Annotated in this window: 21 protein-coding genes; 7 read left to right on the top strand and 14 right to left on the bottom strand. The window is 72.4% G+C overall.

The features are described from left to right. The first annotated feature begins 301 nt into the window (after positions 1–301). Positions 302–1,393: a LacI family DNA-binding transcriptional regulator gene (locus AB0B35_RS35710; RefSeq protein WP_361054398.1), complete on the top strand. Its 1,092-nt coding sequence runs from the start codon at positions 302–304 to the stop codon at positions 1,391–1,393. Between the two features lie 6 nt (positions 1,394–1,399). Further along, the gene (locus tag AB0B35_RS35705; RefSeq protein WP_361054395.1) at positions 1,400–2,404 is read left to right on the top strand and encodes an acetylxylan esterase; all 1,005 of its coding nucleotides are present in this window, start codon (positions 1,400–1,402) and stop codon (positions 2,402–2,404) included. A gap of 174 nt (positions 2,405–2,578) precedes the next feature. Here the strand turns inward: AB0B35_RS35705 and AB0B35_RS35700 are convergent, their stop codons facing one another. Both AB0B35_RS35700 and AB0B35_RS35695 read right to left on the bottom strand, forming a co-directional pair. Further along, complete coding sequence (locus AB0B35_RS35700; protein WP_361054392.1) at positions 2,579–3,160, bottom strand: DUF305 domain-containing protein; 582 nt, start codon at positions 3,158–3,160, stop codon at positions 2,579–2,581. A gap of 90 nt (positions 3,161–3,250) precedes the next feature. Beyond that, positions 3,251–4,057, bottom strand: a complete 807-nt coding sequence (locus AB0B35_RS35695; protein WP_360528717.1) for a lytic polysaccharide monooxygenase — start codon at positions 4,055–4,057, stop codon at positions 3,251–3,253. Between the two features lie 254 nt (positions 4,058–4,311). Here AB0B35_RS35695 and AB0B35_RS35690 point away from each other — a divergent pair, with 254 nt between their 5' ends. After that, the gene (locus tag AB0B35_RS35690; protein WP_361054389.1) at positions 4,312–5,715 is read left to right on the top strand and encodes a serine/threonine-protein kinase; all 1,404 of its coding nucleotides are present in this window, start codon (positions 4,312–4,314) and stop codon (positions 5,713–5,715) included. Between the two features lie 97 nt (positions 5,716–5,812). Here AB0B35_RS35690 and AB0B35_RS35685 read toward each other — a convergent pair whose 3' ends face one another. Further along, positions 5,813–6,730: a LysR family transcriptional regulator gene (locus tag AB0B35_RS35685; protein WP_361054386.1), complete on the bottom strand. Its 918-nt coding sequence runs from the start codon at positions 6,728–6,730 to the stop codon at positions 5,813–5,815. 72 nt (positions 6,731–6,802) lie between these two features. Between AB0B35_RS35685 and AB0B35_RS35680 the strand changes: the two genes are divergently transcribed. Both AB0B35_RS35680 and AB0B35_RS35675 read left to right on the top strand, forming a co-directional pair. Beyond that, positions 6,803–7,711: a cyclase family protein gene (locus AB0B35_RS35680; protein WP_361054383.1), complete on the top strand. Its 909-nt coding sequence runs from the start codon at positions 6,803–6,805 to the stop codon at positions 7,709–7,711. 16 nt (positions 7,712–7,727) lie between these two features. Next, a complete protein-coding gene (locus AB0B35_RS35675) occupies positions 7,728–8,021 on the top strand; it encodes a hypothetical protein (RefSeq protein ID WP_361054380.1) in 294 nt (97 codons plus the stop codon). 110 nt (positions 8,022–8,131) lie between these two features. Here the strand turns inward: AB0B35_RS35675 and AB0B35_RS35670 are convergent, their stop codons facing one another. From AB0B35_RS35670 to AB0B35_RS35655, 4 genes are all read right to left on the bottom strand, one after another. Next, a complete protein-coding gene (locus tag AB0B35_RS35670) occupies positions 8,132–9,397 on the bottom strand; it encodes a DUF6596 domain-containing protein (RefSeq protein WP_361054378.1) in 1,266 nt (421 codons plus the stop codon). Beyond that, positions 9,394–9,759, bottom strand: coding sequence for a YciI family protein (locus AB0B35_RS35665; protein ID WP_360528699.1), 366 nt, complete (start codon positions 9,757–9,759; stop codon positions 9,394–9,396). The genes AB0B35_RS35670 and AB0B35_RS35665 overlap by 4 nt, the downstream gene beginning before the upstream one ends. Before the next feature lie 124 nt (positions 9,760–9,883). Beyond that, positions 9,884–10,387: a GNAT family N-acetyltransferase gene (locus AB0B35_RS35660; protein ID WP_361054376.1), complete on the bottom strand. Its 504-nt coding sequence runs from the start codon at positions 10,385–10,387 to the stop codon at positions 9,884–9,886. A 34-nt stretch (positions 10,388–10,421) separates the two neighbouring features. Then, entirely contained in the window at positions 10,422–11,150 is a 729-nt protein-coding gene (locus AB0B35_RS35655; protein WP_361054373.1) for a sulfite exporter TauE/SafE family protein, read from the bottom strand. Between the two features lie 124 nt (positions 11,151–11,274). On the opposite strand from AB0B35_RS35655, the gene AB0B35_RS35650 reads away from it, so the two are divergent. Further along, complete coding sequence (locus AB0B35_RS35650; RefSeq protein ID WP_360528690.1) at positions 11,275–11,493, top strand: hypothetical protein; 219 nt, start codon at positions 11,275–11,277, stop codon at positions 11,491–11,493. 131 nt (positions 11,494–11,624) lie between these two features. Here AB0B35_RS35650 and AB0B35_RS35645 read toward each other — a convergent pair whose 3' ends face one another. From AB0B35_RS35645 to AB0B35_RS35620, 6 genes are all read right to left on the bottom strand, one after another. Further along, the gene (locus AB0B35_RS35645; protein WP_361054370.1) at positions 11,625–12,665 is read right to left on the bottom strand and encodes a hypothetical protein; all 1,041 of its coding nucleotides are present in this window, start codon (positions 12,663–12,665) and stop codon (positions 11,625–11,627) included. Between the two features lie 237 nt (positions 12,666–12,902). Next, positions 12,903–14,651 carry an aldehyde ferredoxin oxidoreductase C-terminal domain-containing protein gene (locus tag AB0B35_RS35640; protein ID WP_361054367.1) on the bottom strand — a complete coding sequence of 583 codons (1,749 nt, stop codon included), beginning with the start codon at positions 14,649–14,651 and terminating at the stop codon, positions 12,903–12,905. Then, positions 14,648–15,643: an aldo/keto reductase gene (locus AB0B35_RS35635; RefSeq protein ID WP_361054364.1), complete on the bottom strand. Its 996-nt coding sequence runs from the start codon at positions 15,641–15,643 to the stop codon at positions 14,648–14,650. Before AB0B35_RS35635 ends, AB0B35_RS35640 begins: the two co-directional genes overlap by 4 nt. Next, positions 15,640–16,302 carry an LUD domain-containing protein gene (locus tag AB0B35_RS35630; protein WP_361054360.1) on the bottom strand — a complete coding sequence of 221 codons (663 nt, stop codon included), beginning with the start codon at positions 16,300–16,302 and terminating at the stop codon, positions 15,640–15,642. Before AB0B35_RS35630 ends, AB0B35_RS35635 begins: the two co-directional genes overlap by 4 nt. Then, complete coding sequence (locus AB0B35_RS35625) at positions 16,289–17,722, bottom strand: lactate utilization protein B (protein WP_361054357.1); 1,434 nt, start codon at positions 17,720–17,722, stop codon at positions 16,289–16,291. The genes AB0B35_RS35630 and AB0B35_RS35625 overlap by 14 nt, the downstream gene beginning before the upstream one ends. A gap of 136 nt (positions 17,723–17,858) precedes the next feature. Then, positions 17,859–18,539 carry a (Fe-S)-binding protein gene (locus AB0B35_RS35620; protein WP_361054354.1) on the bottom strand — a complete coding sequence of 227 codons (681 nt, stop codon included), beginning with the start codon at positions 18,537–18,539 and terminating at the stop codon, positions 17,859–17,861. A 124-nt stretch (positions 18,540–18,663) separates the two neighbouring features. Between AB0B35_RS35620 and AB0B35_RS35615 the strand changes: the two genes are divergently transcribed. Further along, entirely contained in the window at positions 18,664–19,983 is a 1,320-nt protein-coding gene (locus AB0B35_RS35615) for an enolase C-terminal domain-like protein (RefSeq protein WP_361054351.1), read from the top strand. Here AB0B35_RS35615 and AB0B35_RS35610 read toward each other — a convergent pair. Further along, positions 19,932–21,191: an RNA-guided endonuclease TnpB family protein gene (locus AB0B35_RS35610; RefSeq protein ID WP_361054348.1), complete on the bottom strand. Its 1,260-nt coding sequence runs from the start codon at positions 21,189–21,191 to the stop codon at positions 19,932–19,934. The genes AB0B35_RS35615 and AB0B35_RS35610 overlap by 52 nt on opposite strands. Positions 21,192–21,284: the final 93 nt, after the last annotated feature.

Here is a 21,284-nt window from a genome sequence, read left to right as displayed (position 1 = left end):
CCGTGTTCAAACCGAAGCGATGGCGTACGGCGCGCCGCCGTCGTCGACGGGCGGAGCGAGCCGGACTTCGTGTTTTCCCGAAAGTTTCGGAAATATTGCGTTACCTGTGCCGGGCAACTTAAGCGTCCCAACCGGACGTGTCAAGGGCTGCTGAAGTGCTGACACAAACGGTTGCAGTGCGTGACAGTCCGAAGAGGACCATCGATCTCGGCGAACCCGCGCATCGAACACTCTGGCCGAAAATGCCGATCGTGATTTAGAGTTCGGTTCCGAAACTTCCGAGGCAGCGGTGAGGCGACACATGACGAAGGCCCGTCCGAGCACCGGCCCCGGCACGGTGACCATCGCGACCATCGCCGACGAGGTCGGCGTCTCCACCGCCACCGTCTCCAAAGTGCTCAACGGCCGCCTCGACGTCTCCGCGCTGACCCGGGCCCGCGTCGAAGCCAGCCTCGAACGCCACCGCTACCGCCGCCGCGCCAAGCGCCAGCCCACCGGCGCGGGCCAGATCGACCTGGTCTTCCACGAGTACGACTCCACCTGGGCCATGGAGATCATCCGCGGCGTCGAGACGGTCACCGTGCCGGCCCGCGTCGACCTCGTGCTGTCCCAACTCCAGGGCCGGCACCGTCCACCCCAGGAATGGCTCGACGGCGTCGTGGCCCGCCGCCCCCGCGGCGTGCTGTTCGTCCAGTGCCACCTCACCGAACCCCAGCGCCGCCAGCTGCAACGCCGCGCGATCCCGTTCGTCGTCATCGACACCGACAGCGCCACCTCCGCCTCGGTGCCCACCGTCGGCGCGAACAACTGGAGCGGCGGCCTGATCGCCACCCGCCACCTGATCGAACTCGGCCACCGCCGGATCGCCGTCATCTCCGGACCGACCGACGTGCTGTGCAGCCGCGCCCGCACCGCCGGCTTCCGCGCCGCACACGAGGAAGCCGGCATCCCTGTCGACCCCGACCTCGTCCGGCACGGCGCCTTCTACGTCGCCACCGGCCACGAGCACGCCCTGGACCTGCTCACCCGGCCCGAGCGGCCCACCGCGATCTTCGCCCAGTCGGACATGCAGGCCATGGGCGTGCTGCGCGCCGCCCGGCAGCTCGGCCTGCACGTGCCCGACGACCTGTCCGTCATCGGTTACGACAACCTGCCCGTCGCCGCCTGGACCGACCCCGCCCTCACCACCATCCACCAGCCGCTGCGTGACATGGCCGGCGCGGCCACCCAGATGCTGCTCGACCTCGCCGACAAGACCGACCTCCCGACCAGCCGCATCGACCTGGTCACCGAACTCGTCGTCCGCGAGACGACCGCACCGCCCGCGCACTCGCGCCAGACACCCGGCGTGGACCCCGCGTCACCGTCGCACCCGGCCCCGACCACCCGGTGAGGACCCATGCCCCTGTTCGACCTGCCCCTCGACCGGCTCCGTGACTACGCCCCCGACGTCGCCGAACCCGCCGACTTCGACGAGTTCTGGTCCGCCACGCTCAAGGAAGCCGCCGCACACCCCGTGCTCGGCGACGTCCGGCGAGTGCGGACGGACCTGCCATTGCTCGACAGCTGGGACGTCACCTTCGCCGGGTTCGGTGGCGACCCCGTACGCGCCTGGTACACCCGCCCCGCAGGGGTCGACACCCCGCTGCCCGCGGTCGTCGAGTATGTCGGCTACGGCCGCGGCCGCGGCCTGCCCCACGAGCGCCTGACCTGGCCGGCCGCCGGGTACGCGCATCTGCTGATGGACGCGCGCGGGCAGGGCGGCCAGTACGGCAGTGGCGGCGACACCCCCGATCCGCACGGCGGCGCGCTCGGCGGGCCGTGGCCGGCGACCCGCGGCATCCTTGACCCGCACGACTACTACTACCGGCGGCTGATCACCGACGCCGTCCGGGCCGTCGACGCGGCCCGCGCCCTTCCCGGCGTCGACGGCCGGGTCGTCGCCACCGGCAACAGCCAGGGCGGCGGGGTCGCACTGGCCGTGGCGGGACTCGTGCCCGACCTCGCCGCGCTGATCACCACCGCGCCGCTGCTGTGCGACCTGCAGCGCGCCATCGAGATCACCGACGCGCCGCCGTACGGCGAGATCGTGAACTTCCTCGCCGTGCACCGGGAGGCCGAGGACGCCGTCCGGCGCACGCTGGCCTATGTCGACGGGATCTCCTTCGCCCGCCGCGCCGTCGCGCCCGCGCACTTCGGCACCGGCCTGCGCGACAACGTATGCCCGCCCCGCGGCGTCTTCGCCGCCCACAACCACTACGGCGCCGCCAACGGCCACCCGGAGCGGCCGACGCGGGAGATCCACGCCTACCCGTTCAACCACCACGAAGGCGGCGAGGCCTACCAGGTGCGACGCCAGCTGACCTGGCTGTCGGCGCTGCTGCACGGCGACCGGACGGCATGATCCCGCCCCAGCCTCACGCCACGCGCGCGTGACATACGCCGAGGCCCCGCCCCTGCTGCCGGGGCGGCGCGGACGGAGCCTCGTACAACACGGGTTTGTCCGCAGTCTCCGGGAAACCGCAGCTGTCGGCCGGTGATTCGTGCGCTTTCCCCGAAACTGCGGGATGAAGCCCGGTCAGGCCGAGACCATGCCCAGCATCTGCTTGATCTGTTCGGTGCGGGACAGGGTGATGCGGTTGGCCAAGTCCTTGACCTGCGGGTTGGCACCGCCGTCGGTCTCCATGCGGGCCATCTCGACGGCGTTGTGCTGGTGGCCGATCAGCAGGTTCAGGAACGTCGTCTGGAACTGGCTGCCGGTGGCCTTCTTCAACGCCGCCATCTCGTCCGCGCCGGTGATCGGCAGGCCGCCGTGGGACGCATGCGCGTTCGGGTGGTGGTCCGCGGTGGTCGACTCGCCCCAGCCGGTCAGCCAGCCCTGCATGACCTCCAGCTCGGTGGTCTGGGTGACCTCGATCGCTCCCGCGAGCATCGCCACCTCCTCACTGGTCCCGCGTGTGCGGGCCAGCTTGACCATCTCCAGGCCCTGCTGGTGGTGAGTGACCATCATCTGCAGGAACATCACGTCGGTCGCGTTGAACGTCGCGTCCGCCTTGGGCGCGGCGGGCACCCGGTAGGCAGCCGGCTCGGGCGCGGCGGTGCCGCAGGCGGCCAGCAGGGTGAGCGCTGCGGCGGCCAGCGCGATCCGGAACTGTCTCATCGTCGGTGTCCTGTTCGGAGGCGGCGGGGCACGAGGGGAGGCGAAGTGGTGACCGGCGGGCCGCACGGGGGACGGCCCGCCGGAAGCTCGTCAGATCGGCAGCCAGAGCGCCAGCGTGTAGTACGAGGGCTCCCACGTGACGATCGAGGTGTGCGACTGCCGGCAGCGGTAGCGCACGCCCTGGTAGGTGACCTCGTCGCCGGTCCGGTAGGTGGTGCCCGGGGCCCATTGCGCGCCGCCGGGCACGGTGCCCGTCGGGCGGGGCGACGGCGAGACCGCCGGGCTCGACGGCCGCACCGTCGGCCGGGTGCTCGGACGCGCGGTCGGCGACGCGCTGGGCCGGGCCGTCGGCGACGGGGCGGCGGTCGGCGACGGGGCCGGGCCGCCCCCGCCGATCTGCAGGTCGATGCAGTTGTAGAAGGCCATCGGGGTGTCGCCGATGTTCCAGATCGCCAGCAGCTTCTGCCGGCCGCTGAACCCGGCCAGGCTCACCTGGTGCGAGACGGTCGCGTTGGGCTGGCGGCCGCCGTCCTCGAAGAACGCGATCCGCCTGCCCCCGATGTAGTACTCCCAGCTGCTGGTGGAGTGCCGGGCGGTCAGCACCCAGTTGAAGGTCACCGAGGAACCGACCGTCGTCGCGGGCCAGTTGCGGCTGTCGTCGTTCAGCACGGCGAACTGCGCCAGGCCGCCGTGGCAGTTGCGCTGGCCCTTCGGGCCCTCGACGCTCTGCGGCTCGTACTGGATCGGCCCGCAGTCGGCGACCCGGCCCGACGCGCACAGCGCCTGGCGGCTCGGCGGCGACGAGACGTACCCGTGGGCGGACGCGGGCGAGGCGATCGCCAGTGACGCGGTCACGAGACCCAGCGCCATCAGCGGGTAGGCGACCAGTCTTCGCATGGGGTGAACTCCGTTCCTGCCGGGGCGCACGCGGCCGGCGACCCGGCTCGCGGGGCGGCGGCGTGCGGCGGTGACCGCGGTGCACGGCCGATGCCCCGAACGCTACGGAGGACTCCCTTGTGGAGACCTTAAACAGCCCACAAGATCCGCCTAAACCTCGGCGCGGCAGAGTCGTCTTCCCGACGCGGGCGGGTGACATCGGCCGGAATCGGTTTGCGGGCCACCGGAACGGGTAGGGCCACACGATGGGCCGAATGCTGGGCGCCCGGTACCGGGTCGACGAGGAGATCGGGCACGGTGGCATGGCCACCGTCTGGAGCGGGCAGGACATGCGCCTGCGCCGCCCGGTCGCGGTCAAGATCCTGGACCCGGCGCGGTTCGCCGACACCGCGACACGGCAGCGCTTCTGGCGCGAGGCGCAGGCCGTCGCCGCGCTGCCACATCCGCACATCGTCGCGGTGTACGACGTCGCCGTCGAAGCCGCCGAGGCGTACGTGGTGATGGAGCTGGTCGACGGGCCCAGCGTGCACGCCCTGCTGCAGGACGGCCCGCTGCACCGCGACCAAGCCGTCGGCATCGCCGTGCAGACCTGCGCCGCGCTGGCCGCCGCGCACTCGGCCGGCATCGTGCACCGCGACGTGACCGCCGCGAACCTGCTGGTCAACTCGTCGGGTGTAGTAAAGGTGTGCGACTTCGGCATCGCGGCCTGGCAGGAGGCGGCCTACCCGTCGCTGGTCGCCGGCACCCGCGGCTACACCGCACCCGAACAGGCCGCCGGCGGCCCCGTCGACGCCCGCACCGACGTGTTCGGGCTCGGCTGCTCGCTGTACGCGATGCTCACCGGCGCTCCCCCGCCCGCCGGGCACGACGGCGACGTCGTACGCGACGACCTGCTGCGCGCCGGGGTGCCCGAGCCGCTCGCCGAACTCACCGGGCAACTGACCGCGGCCGACCCCCGGCACCGGCCACGCAGCGCCGAGCAGGTCGCCGCACAGTTGCTGACGATCGGCGAGGCGATCGTGCCCGACCCGTACACGACGGCCCAGCTGTCGGACACCCTCGTCTCCGCGCCGGTGTCGCCATCCGGGAACGCCTCGCCGCGCGGCACATTGGTCGGAGTCGCCGCCGTGCCGCCACCTCCACCGGCCCGGCCCGAGCGCGTGCGGTCTGCCCGCCCCGACCGGCCCGACCGCTGGCTGCGCCCGGTGCTGTGGGGCACGGCGGCCGTGGTGGCCATCGTGGCCGGTCTCATGCTGATCGTGCTCGCCTCGGCGGGTGCGCCGACCGGCGACGCCGCCGAGGTGGGGCCGTCGAGCAACGCGGGCCCGCCGAACGCGGCGGGTGCGACCCGCCCGGCCGCCCCCAAGCCGTCAGCCGCCCGGCCCGCCGACCCGCTCGCGCAACTGCGACAGGAGATCGACCGGCTGGCTCGGGCGGGCGGGATCGCCGGCAAGGAGGCATCCGAGCTGCGTAAGCAGGTCCAGGAGATCGAGAAGCGGCTACGCCGGGACGGGGACGGCGAGGCCGCCGGCGAGGCCCGCGAGCTGCTCGCCAAGCTGCGCGACATGCGCGGCGACGGCGACCTCTCCGACGGCGCGTACCAGGTGCTCGAGCCGATCGTCGGCCGCCTCACCGCAACCCTCGCCAACAACGCATAACCCCGCAGCTCCCAGCGCCGCAAGCGAAGGAAGGGCACCTTCTACAACACATAGCGATAAGAAGGTGCCCTTCCTTCGGCACGGTGACTGGGGCTTCCTAGGAGGATGGGGCGGTGGCTTGGGCTCGGGCCGTGAGGGCGGCGGCGACGAGGCGGGCGGCGGGGCTGGGTTCGTGGCGGCCGCGGCGGTGCATGAGGTCGAGGCGGCGGGCGCCGACGAGCGGGGTGGTGATGGCGCGTACGGCGGGGTGCTGCTCGGGCAGGGCCAGGGCGGGGACCACGGCGGCGGCCAGGCCGGCGGCGACGACGGCGAGTGCGGCGGGGAATTCGAGGCACTCGTGCCGGCGGTCGAGGGTCAGGCCGTGCTGGGCGCAGACGCGGTCGAGCACGCGGCGCACGGCGGTGTCGGGCGGGCCGTCCACCCAGGGGCGGTCGCGCAGCACGTCGAGGTCGCTGACCGGTCCCCAGCGGCGGGGCACCACGATCCGGTACGGGTCGTCGAACAGCTTCACGGTGCGCAGTCCCGCCGGGTCGCGGGCCGGTGCGGCCGCATCGGACTCCGTGATCAGCAGGTCCAGTTCGCCGGTACGCAGCGCCGCCCGCCCCGGCTCGGGCTCGAACTGCCGGATGCGCAGCGTCACCGCGGGCGCGCTCTCCCCCAGCTCGGCGGCGACCGGCACGACCAGGTGCCGGATCGCGGTCGGGAACGCGCCGACGTTCACCGGCCCGGCCACCTGCCCGGTGAACGCGGCCAGTTCGTGCTCCGCGGCGGCGAGCACCTGCCCGAGCTTCGCGGCGTGCCCGGCCAGCATGCGCCCGGCCGGGGTGAGCCCGGCGGCGCGCCGCCCGCCGAGCTGCGAGCGGTCGAGCAGGGTCACTCCGGTCTCCGCCTCCAGCCGCGCGATGTGCTGGGACACCGCCGACGGGGTCAGGTGCAGCACGGACGCGGCGGCGAGCACCCCGCCCGCGTCGGCGACGGCGCGCAGCACGGCGAGACGGCGCGGGTCGATCTGCATTCAGTCAGGCTACATGCCGCATGAAGAGTTCGTCGCTTGTGCTGTATGCCGACATCGGCGGATCATGGAGGCATGACCGAGTACCGGGCGTCCTTCGACGCGGACGTGACCTTCTCCAACGGCGGCGGCCTGCAGGTCCAGGGCTTCCGGCTGGACGTGCCCGGCCCGGACGTCACCGCCGACGACCTGGCCGGCCTGTTCGTCAGCCACCTCGGCCTGCTGATGGTGGACCAGGTGCGGCTGTCCGGCGTCGAGGTCTTCGCCGAGGCGCACAAGGGGTCGCGGGGCGGCCCATCCGCTGAGGCTGCCACCGGCGCGGGCACCCGGCTGGTCGATCTGAGCCACGTCATCGAGGCCGGGATGACGACCTACCCGGGGCTGCCGGGGCCGGAGATCCTGCCGCACCTGACCCGGGCCGACTCGCGCGGCGTCTACGCCGAGGGCACCGAGTTCACCATCGACCGGATCAGCATGGTGAGCAACACGGGCACCTACGTGGACAGCCCGTTCCACCGGTACGAAGGCGGCGTGGACCTGGCCGGGCTGCCGCTGGAGTCGCTGGCCGACCTGCCCGTCGTCGTGGTCCGGCTGACCGGCGCCGCCGAGCGGCCGATCACCGCGCAGACGCTCGCGCCGTACGACGTGGCCGGCAAGGCGGTGCTGCTGCACACCGGTTGGGACCGGCACTGGCGCACCGCCGAGTACGGTGTCGCCGCGCCGTACCTGGCCGAGGACGGCGCGAACCACCTGGCCGCCGCGGGGGCGACGCTGGTCGGCATCGACAGCGTCAACATCGACTGCACCGACGGCAAGACCCGGCCCGCGCACTCGATCCTGCTGCACGCCGGCATCCCGGTCCTGGAGCACCTGACCGGGCTGGGCGAGCTGCCCGTGCACGGGGCCCGGCTGCACGCGGCGCCCGCCCCGGTGCGCGACTTCGGCACGTTCCCGGTGCGGGCGTACGCGCTGGTGCCGCGATGAGCGCCGGGGCCCTGCCGTGAGCGTCGAGCTGCTCGTCGAGGTGGTCGGCTGGTTGGGGGCGGCCGCGCTGCTCCTGGCGTACGGGCTGCTGTCCAGCGGGCGGATCGCCGCGGGGACGACGTACCAGCTGCTCAACCTCGCAGGGGCGGTCGCGCTCGCGGTCAACGGCGTCGTGCACCGCGCGCTGCCGTCGGTGGCCGTCAACGTCGTCTGGCTGGTCATCGGCCTGGCCGCCCTGCGCGGCCTGGCCCTCCACCGCCGCCGCGCCGCAGGGGCCGACACCGCGCCCGGCCCCGGCCAACCCACCTGACCGCAGGCCCTGCGCCTGGCCGCCGCCCCGGCGGCCGGGCCGCCCGCCCGGGTCGTCGAACCGCTGCCGAACCGCAGCCCAGCGGCACGCGCCGTCAAGAAGGGCACCTTCTACAACGCGGAGCGTTGTGAAGGTGCCCTTCCTTCGTTCTGGGCGGCGCGGGTGGTGAGGTGGCGGCGTTCGGGGAGGTTGGTGGCGAGGGCGGCGGCCGCCCGGTAGGCGGTGGCGGCGCAGACGTGGTCGCCGGCTTGTTCGAGCAGGTGGGCCCGGGTGGCCAGGAGGCGGTGGTGGTGGGACATGCGCGGGTCGCCGTCGAGGGTGGCGAGCAGGTCCAGAGCCGTGCGAGGGCCGTGGACGTGGCCTACGGCGACGGCGCGGTTGAGGGTGACAGCCGGGCTGGGGGCGACCTGTTCCAGCAGGGTGTAGAGGGCGAGGATCTGGGGCCAGTCGGTGTCGGCCATGGTGGGGGCCTCGTCGTGCACGGCGGCGATGGCGGCCTGGAGCTGGTACGGGCCGACCTGGCCGCGAGGTAGCGCCTCGCTGACCAGGGTTACGCCCTCGGCGATCCGGGCCTGGTCCCACCGGCCCCGGTCCTGCTCGGCCAAGGGGACGAGGCTGCCGTCGGGCGTGGTCCGGGCGGGACGGCGGGCGTCGGTGAGCAGCATCAGGGCGAGCAGGCCCGCGACCTCGGCGTCGTCGGGCAGCAGGCGGCGCAGCCAGCGGGTGAGGCGGATCGCCTCGTCGGACAGCTGCGGGGCGGTGAGGTCGGGGCCGGCCGTGGCGGCGTACCCCTCGTTGAAGATCAGGTAGAGGACCTGCAGCACGGCCCGCAGGCGGCCGGCGCGGTCGGCGGCGTCGGGCATCGCGAACGACGCGCCCGCCGCCTTCACGCTCGCCTTGGCCCGGCTGATGCGCTGCGCCATGGTCGCCGTCGGCACCAGGAACGCCGTGGCGATCTGCTCGGTGCTCAGACCGCCGACCGCGCGCAGGGTCAGCGCGACCTGGCTCGGCGCGGCCAGCGCCGGATGGCAGCACAGGAACAGCAGCGTCAGCGAGTCGTCGCGGTCGGGTTCGGCGTCGGCGGGCGCGCCGACCAGCGCCGACTGCGGCGTCGCCAGGGCGGTCGACTCCTCGCGGCGGCGGCGGGCCGACTCACTGCGCACCTCGTCGAGCAGCCGGTGCGCGCCGACCGTGATCAGCCAGCCGCGCGGATTGTCCGGCACCCCGTCGACCGGCCACTTCTGGGCGGCGACCAGCAGCGCCTCCTGCACCGCGTCCTCGCAGGCGTCGAACATGCCGTAGCGGCGCACCAGCACGCCGAGGACCTGCGGCGCGAGTTCGCGCAGCAGCTCCTCGACGCGCCGGTCGACGATCACAGGTCGTTGCCCGGGGCCTCGTGCAGCACCGGCCACAGCTCGACGGGGTCCTTGTCGGTCCACGGCATGTCCGCCGCGATCTCCTCCGCGCGCTGCTGGCTCTCGCAGTCGAGCAGGTAGAAGCTCGCGATGTACTCCTTGGTCTCCAGGTAGGGCCCGTCGGTCACCGCGGGCTGCCCACCGGCGCGGCGCACCAGCTTGGCCATCGCCGCGTCGGCCAGCCCGTACGCGCCCAGCAGCTCGCCGGTCTCCTTGTACTTCACGTTCCAGGCGTCCTGCTTGGCGATCTCCGCCGGAAACTCCTCCGCCGGGATCGACGCCCACTTCTCCTGGTTGCCGTAGATCAGAAGCAGGTACTTCATCGTGGTGTTCCCTTCGGTCCGGCGGGCCCCGTCGGCCCGCCCTCACCTCACGGACGGAGCCGGCGCGCCGTTCTCTACATCCGCCGGGAAATTCTTCCAAGATTCTTTGGCGGGTACGCGTCGATCACGGTTTCCGCAGGTCGTAGCGCCAGTCGTTGCTGAGCATGAGGCTGCCCGGCGGGTACTCGAAGTCGTACGGCCCGACCAGCTCGAACCCCGCCTTACGGCAGATCGCGTTCGACGGCAGGTTGTCCACCCCCGGGTACGCGTGCAGCCAGCGGTGCCGCCCGTCGGCCCGCGCCGCCTCGATCAGCGCCCGCGCCGCCGCGACGGCGATGCCCCGGCCCTGGAACTCCGGCAGCACGCTCCAGCCGGTCTCGTACACCTGCTCGCCCTGCCACTCCCGGTCCCAGTGGCCGATGGTGCCGACCGGCTCGCCCGTCGCCGCCAGCGCGACCCGGAACATGCGCCCGTGGGGCAGCGCCAGGTAGCGCTGGTGCCGCGCGAGCACCTTCTCCTCGGTCTCCGGGCCGCCGAGGTGCTTCTTCATCTCCGGGGTGTTGACCCGGCGCAGCAGGCCGAGATCGTCGTCGGACCACGGGACGAGGCGTACCAGCTGATCAGTCACGCCGTCCACCCTGCCCCAACCCTGCGACATCCGGCTACAGCGCCCCGGCCCCCGCCTTGACCAGCGCCGCCGCCGAGCTGACCACCAGCGCGCCCAGCACCATCCGGCGGAACGTCGCCGCGTCGAACCGGGCGAACACCCGGTTGCCCACCCAGCCGCCCAGTGCCGCCGCGGGCTGGCCGACCGCCGCGACCAGCACCGCCCGGGTGCCGAGCAGGCCCGCCAGTGCGAACCCGGCGACCGCGACCGGCGACACCGCGGCGAACAGCAGCGCCAGCGTGGCCCGGAACGCCCGCGGCTCCAGCCGCATCGCCTGCAGCGCCGCCACCAGCGGCGGGCCGTTCGTGGCGGTGGCCGTGGTCAGCACCCCGGACAGCAGGCCCGCGCCGCGCAGACTCCAGCCGGTCGGCGCGATCCGCCAGCCCCGCCAGACGATCACCGTGCAGCCCAGCGTCACCAGCGCGATCGTCGCGACCAGCGCACCCGCCGGCAGCAGCCGCAGCGCCAGCACACCCAGCGGCAGCCCCGCGAGCACCCACACCAGCAGCCGCCGCGCCGCGCGGACGTCGATGTGGTTGCGGTGACCGTACGCGTTGCCGGCGTTGAGGCAGCAGCTCACGATCGTCGCGGCCACCACCGCGGGCTGCGGGTCGACGATCATCGCCAGCAGCGGCACGGCGACCAGGGAGAAGCCGAAGCCCGAGATGGCCTGGGCGAAGGCCGCCACGGTGATCACCAGGAAGGCGAGCAGGTACAGGGTCACGGGCGGCACCGTACCCGCAGCGTGACCCCGCCCGCGCTGCCCGTGAACAGAATGTGAACCAGTCCCCACCCGAGACCGCGAAACTCGGCGGACTCAGATCAAGATCACTGCTACCGTCGCCGTCATGACAACGCTGGTTCAGGTCGACCTGAGATCCGGAAACCGGATGCTGACGTGCTGGGTGGAACCCAAGGTCAGAGTCGGTGACCGGATCACGCTGAAGAGCTCCGAGGAGCCGAGCCGCCACTGGGACGTGCTTCGGGTCGGAGCACCGCACGCCGCCGCCGACATCAAGCGCGGCTGGAACGGCGACCTCAAGCGCGGCTGGCGCGAAGCCCGCTGACCCTGCCCGCTTGACCCCGGCCGCCGCCGACGGTTCCGGCTACGGCGGATGATCGCTGTTTGAGGTCATGATCTGCGCTCGAACCGCGGATCATGACCTCAAACGACGATCTTCGCGCCTCGCGGGCCCGCTCAAGGGCGCTTGGCGGGCAGGGTGTCGGCGGCGTCCGGTGAGCCGGCGGGGTTGGCGCGCTGGTTGCGGGCCCGCTTGCGGCGGGACTTGTTCGAGCCGTTGTGGAACCGTTCCACCGGCTCCTCGATCACCGGGTACTCGTCCTCCAGCACCTCGGGCACAGCGTGTGCCTCGATCCCCGGCTCGTCTCGCTGCGCGGCGACCTCGACGGGTCCGGCATCCACGGCTGTGGCGTCCGCCGCCGCCGCCTTGCCCCGAGCGTCACCCACCGGCGCCGACCCGGCGGCCCGACCGTTCGCCTTGGCCGGGCCGGCCGCACGGGCGTCCACCCGGGCGGGGAGCGGCTCGACGTCGCGCTCGGCTTCGAGATCTGGGGCGAACTCCCGATCCGACCCGGCTTCGGCCGCCTCCGGCTCGCCGATGCTCTTGCGGGCGGCCTCGCCCACCGGCAGGCGCTTCTTCGCCGTGTGCTTCTCGGCCTCGCCCACCGGCAGCCGCTTCTTCGCGGATGCGACCGCGAACAGCTCCCGCATCCCCACGGTCTCGCGCGGCTCGGGCTCGGGCTCCGGCTCGGCACTCGGGGCGGCCTCGGCCAGGGCCGCGGCGGCAAGCTCGTCCTTGTCGTGCTTGCGGCGGTGCGCCAGCGCCAGCTCGTAGTCGCGCTTGGCCTGGTACGCGTCGTCCTCGGTCTTCTGCCGGACCTCGCGCGCCTCCTCGTAGGCCTTGCGCAGCACCTCGAACGCGGTCCGGCGCAGCGTCTCGGCCTCCCGTTCGGCCATCCGCAGGATCGCCTGCACCCGGGGACCGACGCCGGCCAGCGGCCGCGCCTCGGCGAGTTCGGAGGTCAGTTTGGAGATCTCGATCCGGGCGGCGCCTAGCTGGTTCTCCGCGATGGACAGCCGCTGGATCTCGGCGGCGAGCCGGCGCATGCGCCTCGCGGTGTCCTCGACGTAGGCGTCCACCTCGTCCATGGAGTATCCCCACAGCGCGGTCGTGAACAAGTCCTCACTGCGCACCTGGTCAGCGGCGGTACGAGCCATGCCGTAAGCCTAGGCAACGACCCCCGCTCCACCGTGCCGAATCGAGCGATTCGCGCATTCCGGTCAGGACCAAACCGCTCTCCCCACCGGACGCCCCGAAGATCGCCCGACTTGCCAGGCACCTGTGCGAAAGCGCGTTCAAGATACGCACGCTTGCCAGGCAAGTCGAACGATCTTGGCGCTCACACCGACCGCGCCACGCCGGTCGCGGAGCTCGCCGGCCGGGCGTGCCGAGCCTCAGGCGGCGCGCCATTGGCGGCGGAGCATCTCCACGGCGGCGGTGAACTCCGCCCGGTCCAGGACCGCGCCGCGAAACGCACCGGCGGCGACGGGTTCGTCGAAGAACCGGGTGGGCAGCGTCCCGGCGGGCACGCCCAGCCGGTCGTTGATCTCCTGCTGGGCGCGCAGCCGGTCCCGCCCGAGGGCGAACACCTGCTCCGGGGTGATCGCCCGGCCTGAGGTGGCCCGTACCAGCTCGCAGACCCGGTCCAGGGTGAGCGGCCGGGTCGGGGTGCTCGCGAACGGGCAGATCAGCAGCGCGTCCAGGCCGCTCCACAGGTCGGCCAGACGCAGTGTGCGGGCGGCGTCCAGCGTGGACGCGGGCGCGGGCACGGACAGCCCGATGCGTTCGACCTCGTCGTAGCAGTGCGGCAGGCCGCGCACCGGGTCGAAATCGAGGTCGTGCTCGACGGCGTCGTAGCGCGGACCGAACGGCGCGGCCGCGTACATCAGGCCCAGGCCGGGCTGCACCCGCGGGTCGAACGGCGGCAACTCGACGTTCCGGCTGGTCATGGCCAGTTCGGGCGCGCCGATCCGCGCGGCGAGCCGCGCCGCGCCCTCACCCAGCGGATGCCCCGGCCGGGCGGCGCGCTCGACCAGCTCGACCAGCGCCGCGGCCGCCCCGAACCCGGCTCCCGATGGCAGCTCGGCGGCCAGCCACGGCGGCGGCATGCCGCGCTCGACGACCTCGAACACGCAGGCCAGGGTGCCGCCCAGGGACACCGGATCGAGGCCGAGCTGCTGGCACCGGGCGTTGGCGGCGAGGATCGCGCCGAGGTCGCCGATGCCGAGGTTCGGGCCGAGCATCGCCACGGCCTCCTGGTGCAGGCCCGCGCCCGCGTACCCCTTCACGCAGTCGTTGGGGCAGCCGGGACAGCCACCCGACCAGGACAGGAACCCGGCGTAGCGGTCGGGGTGCAGGTCCGGCCAGGACGCGGGAGCGGTGGCGGTGTCGGCGAAGTTGCGCACCGCGGCCGTGCCCGGTTCGGTCGAGGTGCCCGGCCAGGCCCCGAAGCCCGGGGCCGCGAGCTGCCAGCCGGCCAGCGGGTGGTCCGGCATCTCCCTGCGGTACGCGGTGAACAGCGCCTGCGCCGCGAGCACGTCGTGCGGCCACGGCGCGGAGCCGGACGGCACGCAGACCACGGCCTTGATCCGGCGGGCACCGAGCACGGCCCCGAAACCGAGGCGGGGCAACGGAAACGAGCCGCAGGTGACGACATTGGCGTAGCGCGTCCCGGCCTCACCCGCGGGCCCGATCACGGCGACGGCGGCGTCGTCCCCGTGCCGGGCCAGCAGCGCCTCGGTGGCCTGCCCGGTCTCCAAGCCCCACAGGTCGCCCGCCGGGAGCACGGTGGCCCGTCCGGCCTCGACGACGACATAGGACGGCTGATCCGCAGCCCCGGTCAGGCTGATGCCGGTGACCCCGGCGGCGCGCATACCCGCCGCATAGGGGCCTTCCGCACGGGTCTCGGCGACCGCGCCGGACAGCGGCGAGACGCCGACGGCCGCGACCCGGGCCGTGCCGACCGCGCCCAGCCCGGCGACGGTGCTGGTGACCAGCGCGACGGGCAGCCTGGCGGGGGCCGGATCGACCGGCCCGTCCAGCGCTTTGCGCAGGATGGACAGTGCCTGCGGCGGGCCGCCCCAGCCGAGTGCCGGCTCGGTGTGCTGGCCGCCGCTGCCGAGGTCGAGGTGCAGGTAGGTCATACGGGCACCGGGGCGTCGGGGCGCAGCAGACCCTCGGCGACCAGGTCGGACCACAACGACGCGGGCGGCGTGGGCAGGGCGAACCACTCGGCGCTGCGGTTCACGTGCTCGGGTTTGCCCGCGCCGACCACGACCGAGGCGACGGCCGGGTGTGCGGCGGCGAACGCGAGCGCGGCCTGCGGCAGGGTCACGCCGTGGCGGCGGCAGGCGGTGGCGATGCCCTGCGCGCGGGCGAGGATGTCGGCGGGGGCGGCACCGTACTCGTACGGCCGGGTCTCGTCGGGCCATTCCACGGCCAGCAGGCCGCTGTTGAACACGCCGACGTTGAGCACCGAGATGCCGCGTGCCGTGCAGGCGGGCAGGATGTCGTCGAGCGCGGGCTGCTCCAGCAGCGTGTACCGGCCGGCGACCATGAGCGCGTCCACGTCGGTCTCGGCGGCGAAGCGGGCCAGGGTAGCCGGGTCCTTGGAACCGACGCCGATCGCGCCGACGACGCCCTCCCGGCGCAGCCCGTCCAGCACGGGGTACGCCTCCCGCAGGGCCCGCTCGAGCTCCGGGCTCTCCTCCGGGTCGTGCATCAGCACGATGTCGAGGCGGTCCAGCCCCAGCCGGGCCAGGCTCTCCTCGATGCTACGGCGCACGCCGTCGGCGCTGTAGTCCCACACCCGCCGGCGGGTCGCGGGCACGGCGAAGCCGTTGGCCATGTCGTCGCCCGCGCCGCCCGGATCGTCGACGAGGATGCGGCCGACCTTGCTGGAGATGACGTACTCCTCGCGCGGGCGAGTGGTCAGGAAGGCACCCAGCCGCTGCTCGGACAGGCCGAGCCCGTAGTGCGGGGCGGTGTCGAAGTAGCGGACGCCCGCCTGCCAGGCCGCCTCGACGGTGGCGGCGGCCTGCTCCGGCGATACGGCGCGGTAGAGGTTGCCGATGGACGCCGCGCCGAAGCCCAGCGCGCTGACCGCGACGGAGGAGCCGCCGAGCGTTCTGCTCATGAGTGGTGCCTTTCCGGGGTTCGGTGGACGCGGACGATGTCGAGGCGGCGCGGCCCGTGCACGCCCTCGACCCGGTTGAGTTCGATGTCGCTGGTCGCCGACGGTCCGGAGATCATCGTCAGGGGACGCGTCGGATCGGGCAGCGCGGCGATCATGTCGGGCACGTCGGCGACGATCTGCGCGTCGCGTACCACGCAGACGTGGTGGTCCGGGACCAGCGTCAGCAGCCGCCGCCCCTGGCCCGGCCCGGCGTCGAGCACGATGGTGCCGGTCTCCGCGATCGCCACCGCGCACCCGGTCAGCACGGACAGGCCGGGCTCGTCCAGGTCGGCAGCGGTCAGCAGACCCTCGCTGACCGCATGGACCGTTCCCGCTGGACCGTTCGGACTCCGCGCGCCGAGCTCCTCGGCCTGACCGGCAGGAACGTGCCCGACAGCCCGACCGTCGCGGAGTGCGGGCACGGGCAACGACGCCGTCCAGGCCGCGGGCAGGCCTGGCGGCAGGACCACCTTGGACGCTCCGGCCAGCAGCCGGGCGAGCAGTTCGGGCAGCTCCTCTTCGGTGCAGTGGTGCATCCCGGCGCGGTAGTCGCTGGCCCGCTCGGCGAACAGCTCGGCAAGGGTCCCGCGCGCCGCGGCGCGTTCCTCAGGCCTGTTCATGGGTGCGCCTCCACCAGTCTCGGAAGGACTCCGCCGCGGGCAGCGGCGCGTCGCGGTGCGCGGTCCAGGCCGACAGCGGCCACGGCGCGCGCCGCAGCGTGCCGCCCCGGCGGCGGGTCAGGGCGCGCAGCGGCGCGGCCCCGGTGCGGGCGGCCCGCAGCGCGGCGCGCCATCGTCTGCGGTCGCGCATGACCCAGCTCAGGGTCGACATCGCGGCCCGCTCGGCGGTCGGCTTCGGCCCGGTCTGGCGCAGGTGCACCAGGATCTCCGGGATGTTGATCTTCACGGGGCAGACGTCGTAGCAGGCCCCGCACAGCGTCGAGGCGTACGGCAGCGTCTTGTTGAACCCCGCGTCCTGCCCGGTGAGCTGCGGGGACAGGATCGCCCCGATCGGTCCGGGGTAGACGGAGCCGTACGCGTGGCCGCCCGCGCGCTCGTACACCGGGCACACGTTGAGGCAGGCCGAGCAGCGGATGCAGCGCAGCGCGGCGCGCCCGACCGGGTCCTGGGCGACCTGGGTACGGCCGTTGTCCAGCAGCACGATGTGCAGCCGCCGCGGCCCGTCGCCCGGCGTCACCCCCGTGAAGATCGAGGTGTACGGGTTCATCCGCTCCCCCGTCGACGAACGCGGCAGCAACCGCAGGAAGTCGCCGAGGTCGGCGAAGCGGGGCAGCAGCTTCTCCACGCCGACGACCGCGATCAGCGTCTCCGGCAGGGTCAGGCACATCCGCCCGTTGCCCTCGGACTCGACGATGACCAGCGACCCGGTCTCCGCGATCGCGAAGTTCGCCCCGCACACCGCGACCTTCGCCGCCAGGAAGGTGCGCCGCAGATACTCCCGCGCCGCCCCCGCCAGCACCGCCGGCTCGTCCGACGTCGCGGTGAACCCCGGCATGCGCCGTGCGAACAGCTCCCGGATCTGGCTGCGGTTGTAGTGGATCGCCGGAACCAGGATGTGCGACGGCGTGTCCTCGGCGAGCTGCACGATGAGTTCCGCGAGATCCGTCTCGACCGGCGTGATCCCGGCGGCCTCCAGCGCCTCGTTGAGCCCGATCTCCTGCGTGGCCATCGACTTGATCTTCACAACCTGCTCGGCCCGCTGTGCCCTCACCAGCTCGGTCACGATCGCGTTCGCGTGCGCCGCGTCCGTCGCGTGATGCACCGTCGCCCCGGCCGCCACCGCCGCCGCCTCGAACCGCGCCAGCAGCTCTCCCAGGTTGTCCAGCACCTCGTCCTTGACCGCCGCGGCCCGCTCTCGCGTCGCCTCCCAGTCCGCGACCTCCGCCACCACCCGAGCTCGCTTCTCCCGAATGGTCCGCGTGGCCCGCCCCAGATTCGCCCGCAACTGCCCGTCGGCCAGCTCCCGCTCCGCAGCGACCGCAAACGGCCGGACCGCCACGATCGGCAACTCCCTACTCACCGCACCCCTCCCCGCTCCGTCCCGCCCGCCGAAATCACGACGATCTTGCGTGAACTGTTGCCCATCTGTCCGGAAAGTGCGTGTCGTACCCACGGTTTACGCAAGATCGTCGCCGTGGAGTGGGGTGGGAGCGGGGTCATGAGAGGGCTCCGGTGGTGGCGAGGATTTCGGCGTAGTGGATAGGCGTGGGGGCGGCGGGGTGGCGGGCGAGGCCGCCGCCGATGTGGGCCAGGCAGGAGTTGTCGGCGGCGGCGAGGTATTCGGCGCCGGTGAGGGCGGCGTTGGTGCATTTGTCGGTGAGCATCGCGGCGGAGACGGCGGCGTTCTTGAGGGCGAAGGTGCCGCCGAAGCCGCAGCACTGTTCGGGTTCGGGCAGGTCCACGAGTTCCAGGCCGCCGACTGCGCGGAGCAGCGTCGTGGGGCGGTCGCCCAGACGCAGGGATCGCAGGCCGTGGCAGGTGGGGTGGTAGGTGACGCGGTGGGGGAAGGTCGCGCCGACGTCGGTGACGCCCAGGACGTCGATGAGCAGTTCGGACAGTTCGTAGACGGGCAGGGTGGTGTGGGCGCGCAGGTGGGCGACGCAGGAGCCGGAGGGGGAGACGATGACGTCGTGGCCGGCGAAGGCGGTCTCGGTGAGGCGTTCGAGTTGCCGCGCGGGCGCGGCGTAGCCGGTGTTGGCGTGCATCTGGCCACAACACGACTGAGCGGCGGGGAAGGCGACCGTGTGGCCGAGCCGCTCCAGCACCGTCACCGTCGCTATCCCGGCCTGCGGGAACAGCGCGTCATTGAGACAGGTGACGAACAGCGCGATCTTCACCGCGTGGGCACTCCTCCCTGGACGGCATCTTGCTCTTGAGGCTAGATCCTATAGGATCCAGGATGTAGCCGGAAGGAGCCAAGCACATGCCGACCCACCACAGCCCACCCCGGGGCGGGGCGCGATGAAGGTCATTGATCTGCGCGTACGCGACATCCGCTTCCCCACCTCCCGCCACCTCGACGGCTCCGACGCGATGAACCCGGACCCCGACTACTCGGCCGCCTACGTCGAACTGCTCACCGACGGCGACACCGACGGGCACGGTTTCACCTTCACCATCGGGCGGGGCAACGACGTCTGCGCCGCGGCGATCGAAGCGCTTCGACCGTACGTGGTCGGCCAGGATCTGGACACCTTGGACCTCGGCGAGTTCGGCCGCCGGCTCACCCACGACTCCCAGCTGCGCTGGCTCGGCCCGGAGAAGGGCGTCATGCACCTGGCCGCCGGCGCGGTCCTCAACGCCGCCTGGGACCTGGCCGCGCGCCGGGCGGGGCTGCCGCTGTGGCGCTACCTGACCAGCCTGTCCCCCGACACCATCGTGGACTGCGTGGACTGGCGCTACCTCACCGACGCGCTGACCCCCGACGCCGCCCGCGACCTGCTCGACGAGCGGGCACCGGGGCGCGCCGATCGGGCCGCGCAGCTCGCCGCCACCGGCTTCCCGGCGTACACCACCTCGGCGGGCTGGCTCGGCTACGACGACGCGAAGGTGACGCGGCGGGCGCTGCGCGCGGTGGCCGACGGGTTCTCCATGGTGAAACTCAAGGTCGGCGCGGACCTGAACGACGACCTGCGCCGGTTCACCGCGGCGCGCGAGGCGCTGGGGCCGGACTTCCCGATCGGCATCGACGCCAATCAGCGGTGGGGCGTCGGCGAGGCGATCGGCTGGGTGAGCGCCCTGGGACACCTGAACCCGTACTGGATCGAGGAGCCCACCAGCCCCGACGAGATCCTCGGCCACGCCGCGATCCGCGCCGGACTGTCCCAGGCCGGGCCCGGCGGCACGCCGATCCGGGTGGCCACCGGCGAGCACGTGCACAACCGCGTCATGTTCAAGCAGCTGCTGCAGGCCGACGCGATCGACGTGGTGCAGATCGACTCCGCCCGGGTCGGCGGCGTCAACGAGAACCTGGCGATCCTGCTGCTCGCCGCGGCGTACGGCAAGCCGGTCTGCCCGCACGCGGGCGGGGTGGGCCTGTGCGAGCTGGTGCAGCACCTGTCGTTCTTCGACTACACGTCGGTGGCCGCCTCCCTGGACGGCCGGATGATCGAATACGTGGACCACCTGCACGAGCACTTCGCCGACCCGGTCCGCATCGTGAACGGCCGGTACGCCGCTCCCGAGGCACCCGGGTTCTCGGCCAGGATGCATGAGGAGTCTTTAGTTCGCTACAGCTTCCCTGACGGCCCGGAGTGGAAAGTTGACTTCTCTCCCATCTGACGCGGGATCCCCACGGTCGCCCGTGGGGTTTCCTGTTTCACTGCCGACCGCCCCGTCCGGGAGGACTCCCGTTGAGGTCTTACACCGGCTCCACAGGCCGACACCGCCAGCCCGGCGGCCAAAAGGTTCTTCGCGGCGTTGACATCGCGGTCGTGGACAGCCCCGCACCTGCACGTCCACGCCCGTACGTTCAGCGGCATGCTGTCAGCGAGAGTTCCGCACGCCGAGCACAATTTGCTACTGGGAAACCAGCGGTCAACCACGATCAAGTTGCGTCCGTACCATGCGGCCTTGTACTCAAGCATGGTGCGCAGCTGTCGCCAGGCCGCGTCCGAGATAGCATGGGCCAGACCTCGGTTTTTGATCATGTTGCGCACAGACAGATCCTCGATCACGAGCGTTTGGTTTTCACGCACGAGACGAGTCGTCAGTTGATGCAGATAGTCACGCCGCCGGTCGCCGATCCTGGCATACACACGGGCAACCTTGAGCCTTGCCTTGGCCCGATTCATGCCGTCGCCCTTGGCTTTACGAGCCAGTTCTCGCTGGGCACGGGCCAGGCGCCTGCGGTCACGGTTATCATGCTTCGGGTTGGAGATCTTCTCTCCGGTGGACAATGCCAGCAGATGCTCGATCCCCGCGTCGATGCCGAGTGCCACACCATTGGCAGCCAGCCGCTGCACATGAGGATCTTCACACAACAGCGACACGAACCAACGTCCCGCCGCGTCCTGGCTGACAGTCACCGTCGACGGCCGCGCACCCTCAGGGAGCGGACGCGACCAGACAACTTTCAGCGGCTCGGACATCTTCGCCAAGGTCAACTGGCCATTGCGGTAGCGAAACGCGCTAAGGGTGTACTCCGCCGATCGGCGGGACCTGCGCTTGGACTTGAACCGGGGGTAGCAGGCCCGTTTGGCGAAGAAGTTCGCGAACGCGGTCTGCAGATGCCGCAAGGTTTGCTGCAGCGGCACAGCTGCCACCTCGTTCAAGTATGCCAGGTCTTCAGTGGCCTTCCACGCGGTGAGCATCGCCGATGTGGCGTAGTAGTCGACGCGTTCCTGCCGCTGCTTCCACGCTGCGGTGCGGGCAGCGAGGGCCAGGTTGTAAACCTTGCGCACGCATCCAAACGTTCGCGACAGCTGCGCCGCCTGCACATCGGTCGGGTAGAAGCGGTACTTGAACGCCCGTTTCACCCCTCCGGTCACAGTGACCAGGTTACCAAACTGTCCAATTCAGAGCACGGATCGGGCTCCTTACGGCATCCGTTCATGCAAACACGCTTCCGCGCACCCTCCCCA

The organism is Catellatospora sp. NPDC049133 (assembly GCF_040648455.1).
Classification (GTDB): Bacteria; Actinomycetota; Actinomycetes; order Mycobacteriales; family Micromonosporaceae; genus Catellatospora; species Catellatospora aurea.
Note: the sequence above shows the minus strand (reverse complement) of the source record. Positions and strands in the feature narration are given on the sequence as shown.

What these genes read in the sequence shown, in the direction of transcription:
- AB0B35_RS35615 (WP_361054351.1), top strand. Translation starts at nt 18,664, where the DNA reads ATGAAGGTCATTGATCTGCGCGTACGCGACATCCGCTTCCCCACCTCC.
- AB0B35_RS35710 (WP_361054398.1), top strand. Translation starts at nt 302, where the DNA reads ATGACGAAGGCCCGTCCGAGCACCGGCCCCGGCACGGTGACCATCGCG.
- AB0B35_RS35705 (WP_361054395.1), top strand. Translation starts at nt 1,400, where the DNA reads ATGCCCCTGTTCGACCTGCCCCTCGACCGGCTCCGTGACTACGCCCCC.
- AB0B35_RS35630 (WP_361054360.1), bottom strand. Translation starts at nt 16,302, where the DNA reads ATGAACAGGCCTGAGGAACGCGCCGCGGCGCGCGGGACCCTTGCCGAG.
- AB0B35_RS35695 (WP_360528717.1), bottom strand. Translation starts at nt 4,057, where the DNA reads ATGCGAAGACTGGTCGCCTACCCGCTGATGGCGCTGGGTCTCGTGACC.
- AB0B35_RS35645 (WP_361054370.1), bottom strand. Translation starts at nt 12,665, where the DNA reads ATGGCTCGTACCGCCGCTGACCAGGTGCGCAGTGAGGACTTGTTCACG.
- AB0B35_RS35685 (WP_361054386.1), bottom strand. Translation starts at nt 6,730, where the DNA reads ATGCAGATCGACCCGCGCCGTCTCGCCGTGCTGCGCGCCGTCGCCGAC.
- AB0B35_RS35680 (WP_361054383.1), top strand. Translation starts at nt 6,803, where the DNA reads ATGACCGAGTACCGGGCGTCCTTCGACGCGGACGTGACCTTCTCCAAC.
- AB0B35_RS35690 (WP_361054389.1), top strand. Translation starts at nt 4,312, where the DNA reads ATGCTGGGCGCCCGGTACCGGGTCGACGAGGAGATCGGGCACGGTGGC.
- AB0B35_RS35700 (WP_361054392.1), bottom strand. Translation starts at nt 3,160, where the DNA reads ATGAGACAGTTCCGGATCGCGCTGGCCGCCGCAGCGCTCACCCTGCTG.
- AB0B35_RS35640 (WP_361054367.1), bottom strand. Translation starts at nt 14,651, where the DNA reads ATGACCTACCTGCACCTCGACCTCGGCAGCGGCGGCCAGCACACCGAG.
- AB0B35_RS35650 (WP_360528690.1), top strand. Translation starts at nt 11,275, where the DNA reads ATGACAACGCTGGTTCAGGTCGACCTGAGATCCGGAAACCGGATGCTG.
- AB0B35_RS35665 (WP_360528699.1), bottom strand. Translation starts at nt 9,759, where the DNA reads ATGAAGTACCTGCTTCTGATCTACGGCAACCAGGAGAAGTGGGCGTCG.
- AB0B35_RS35635 (WP_361054364.1), bottom strand. Translation starts at nt 15,643, where the DNA reads ATGAGCAGAACGCTCGGCGGCTCCTCCGTCGCGGTCAGCGCGCTGGGC.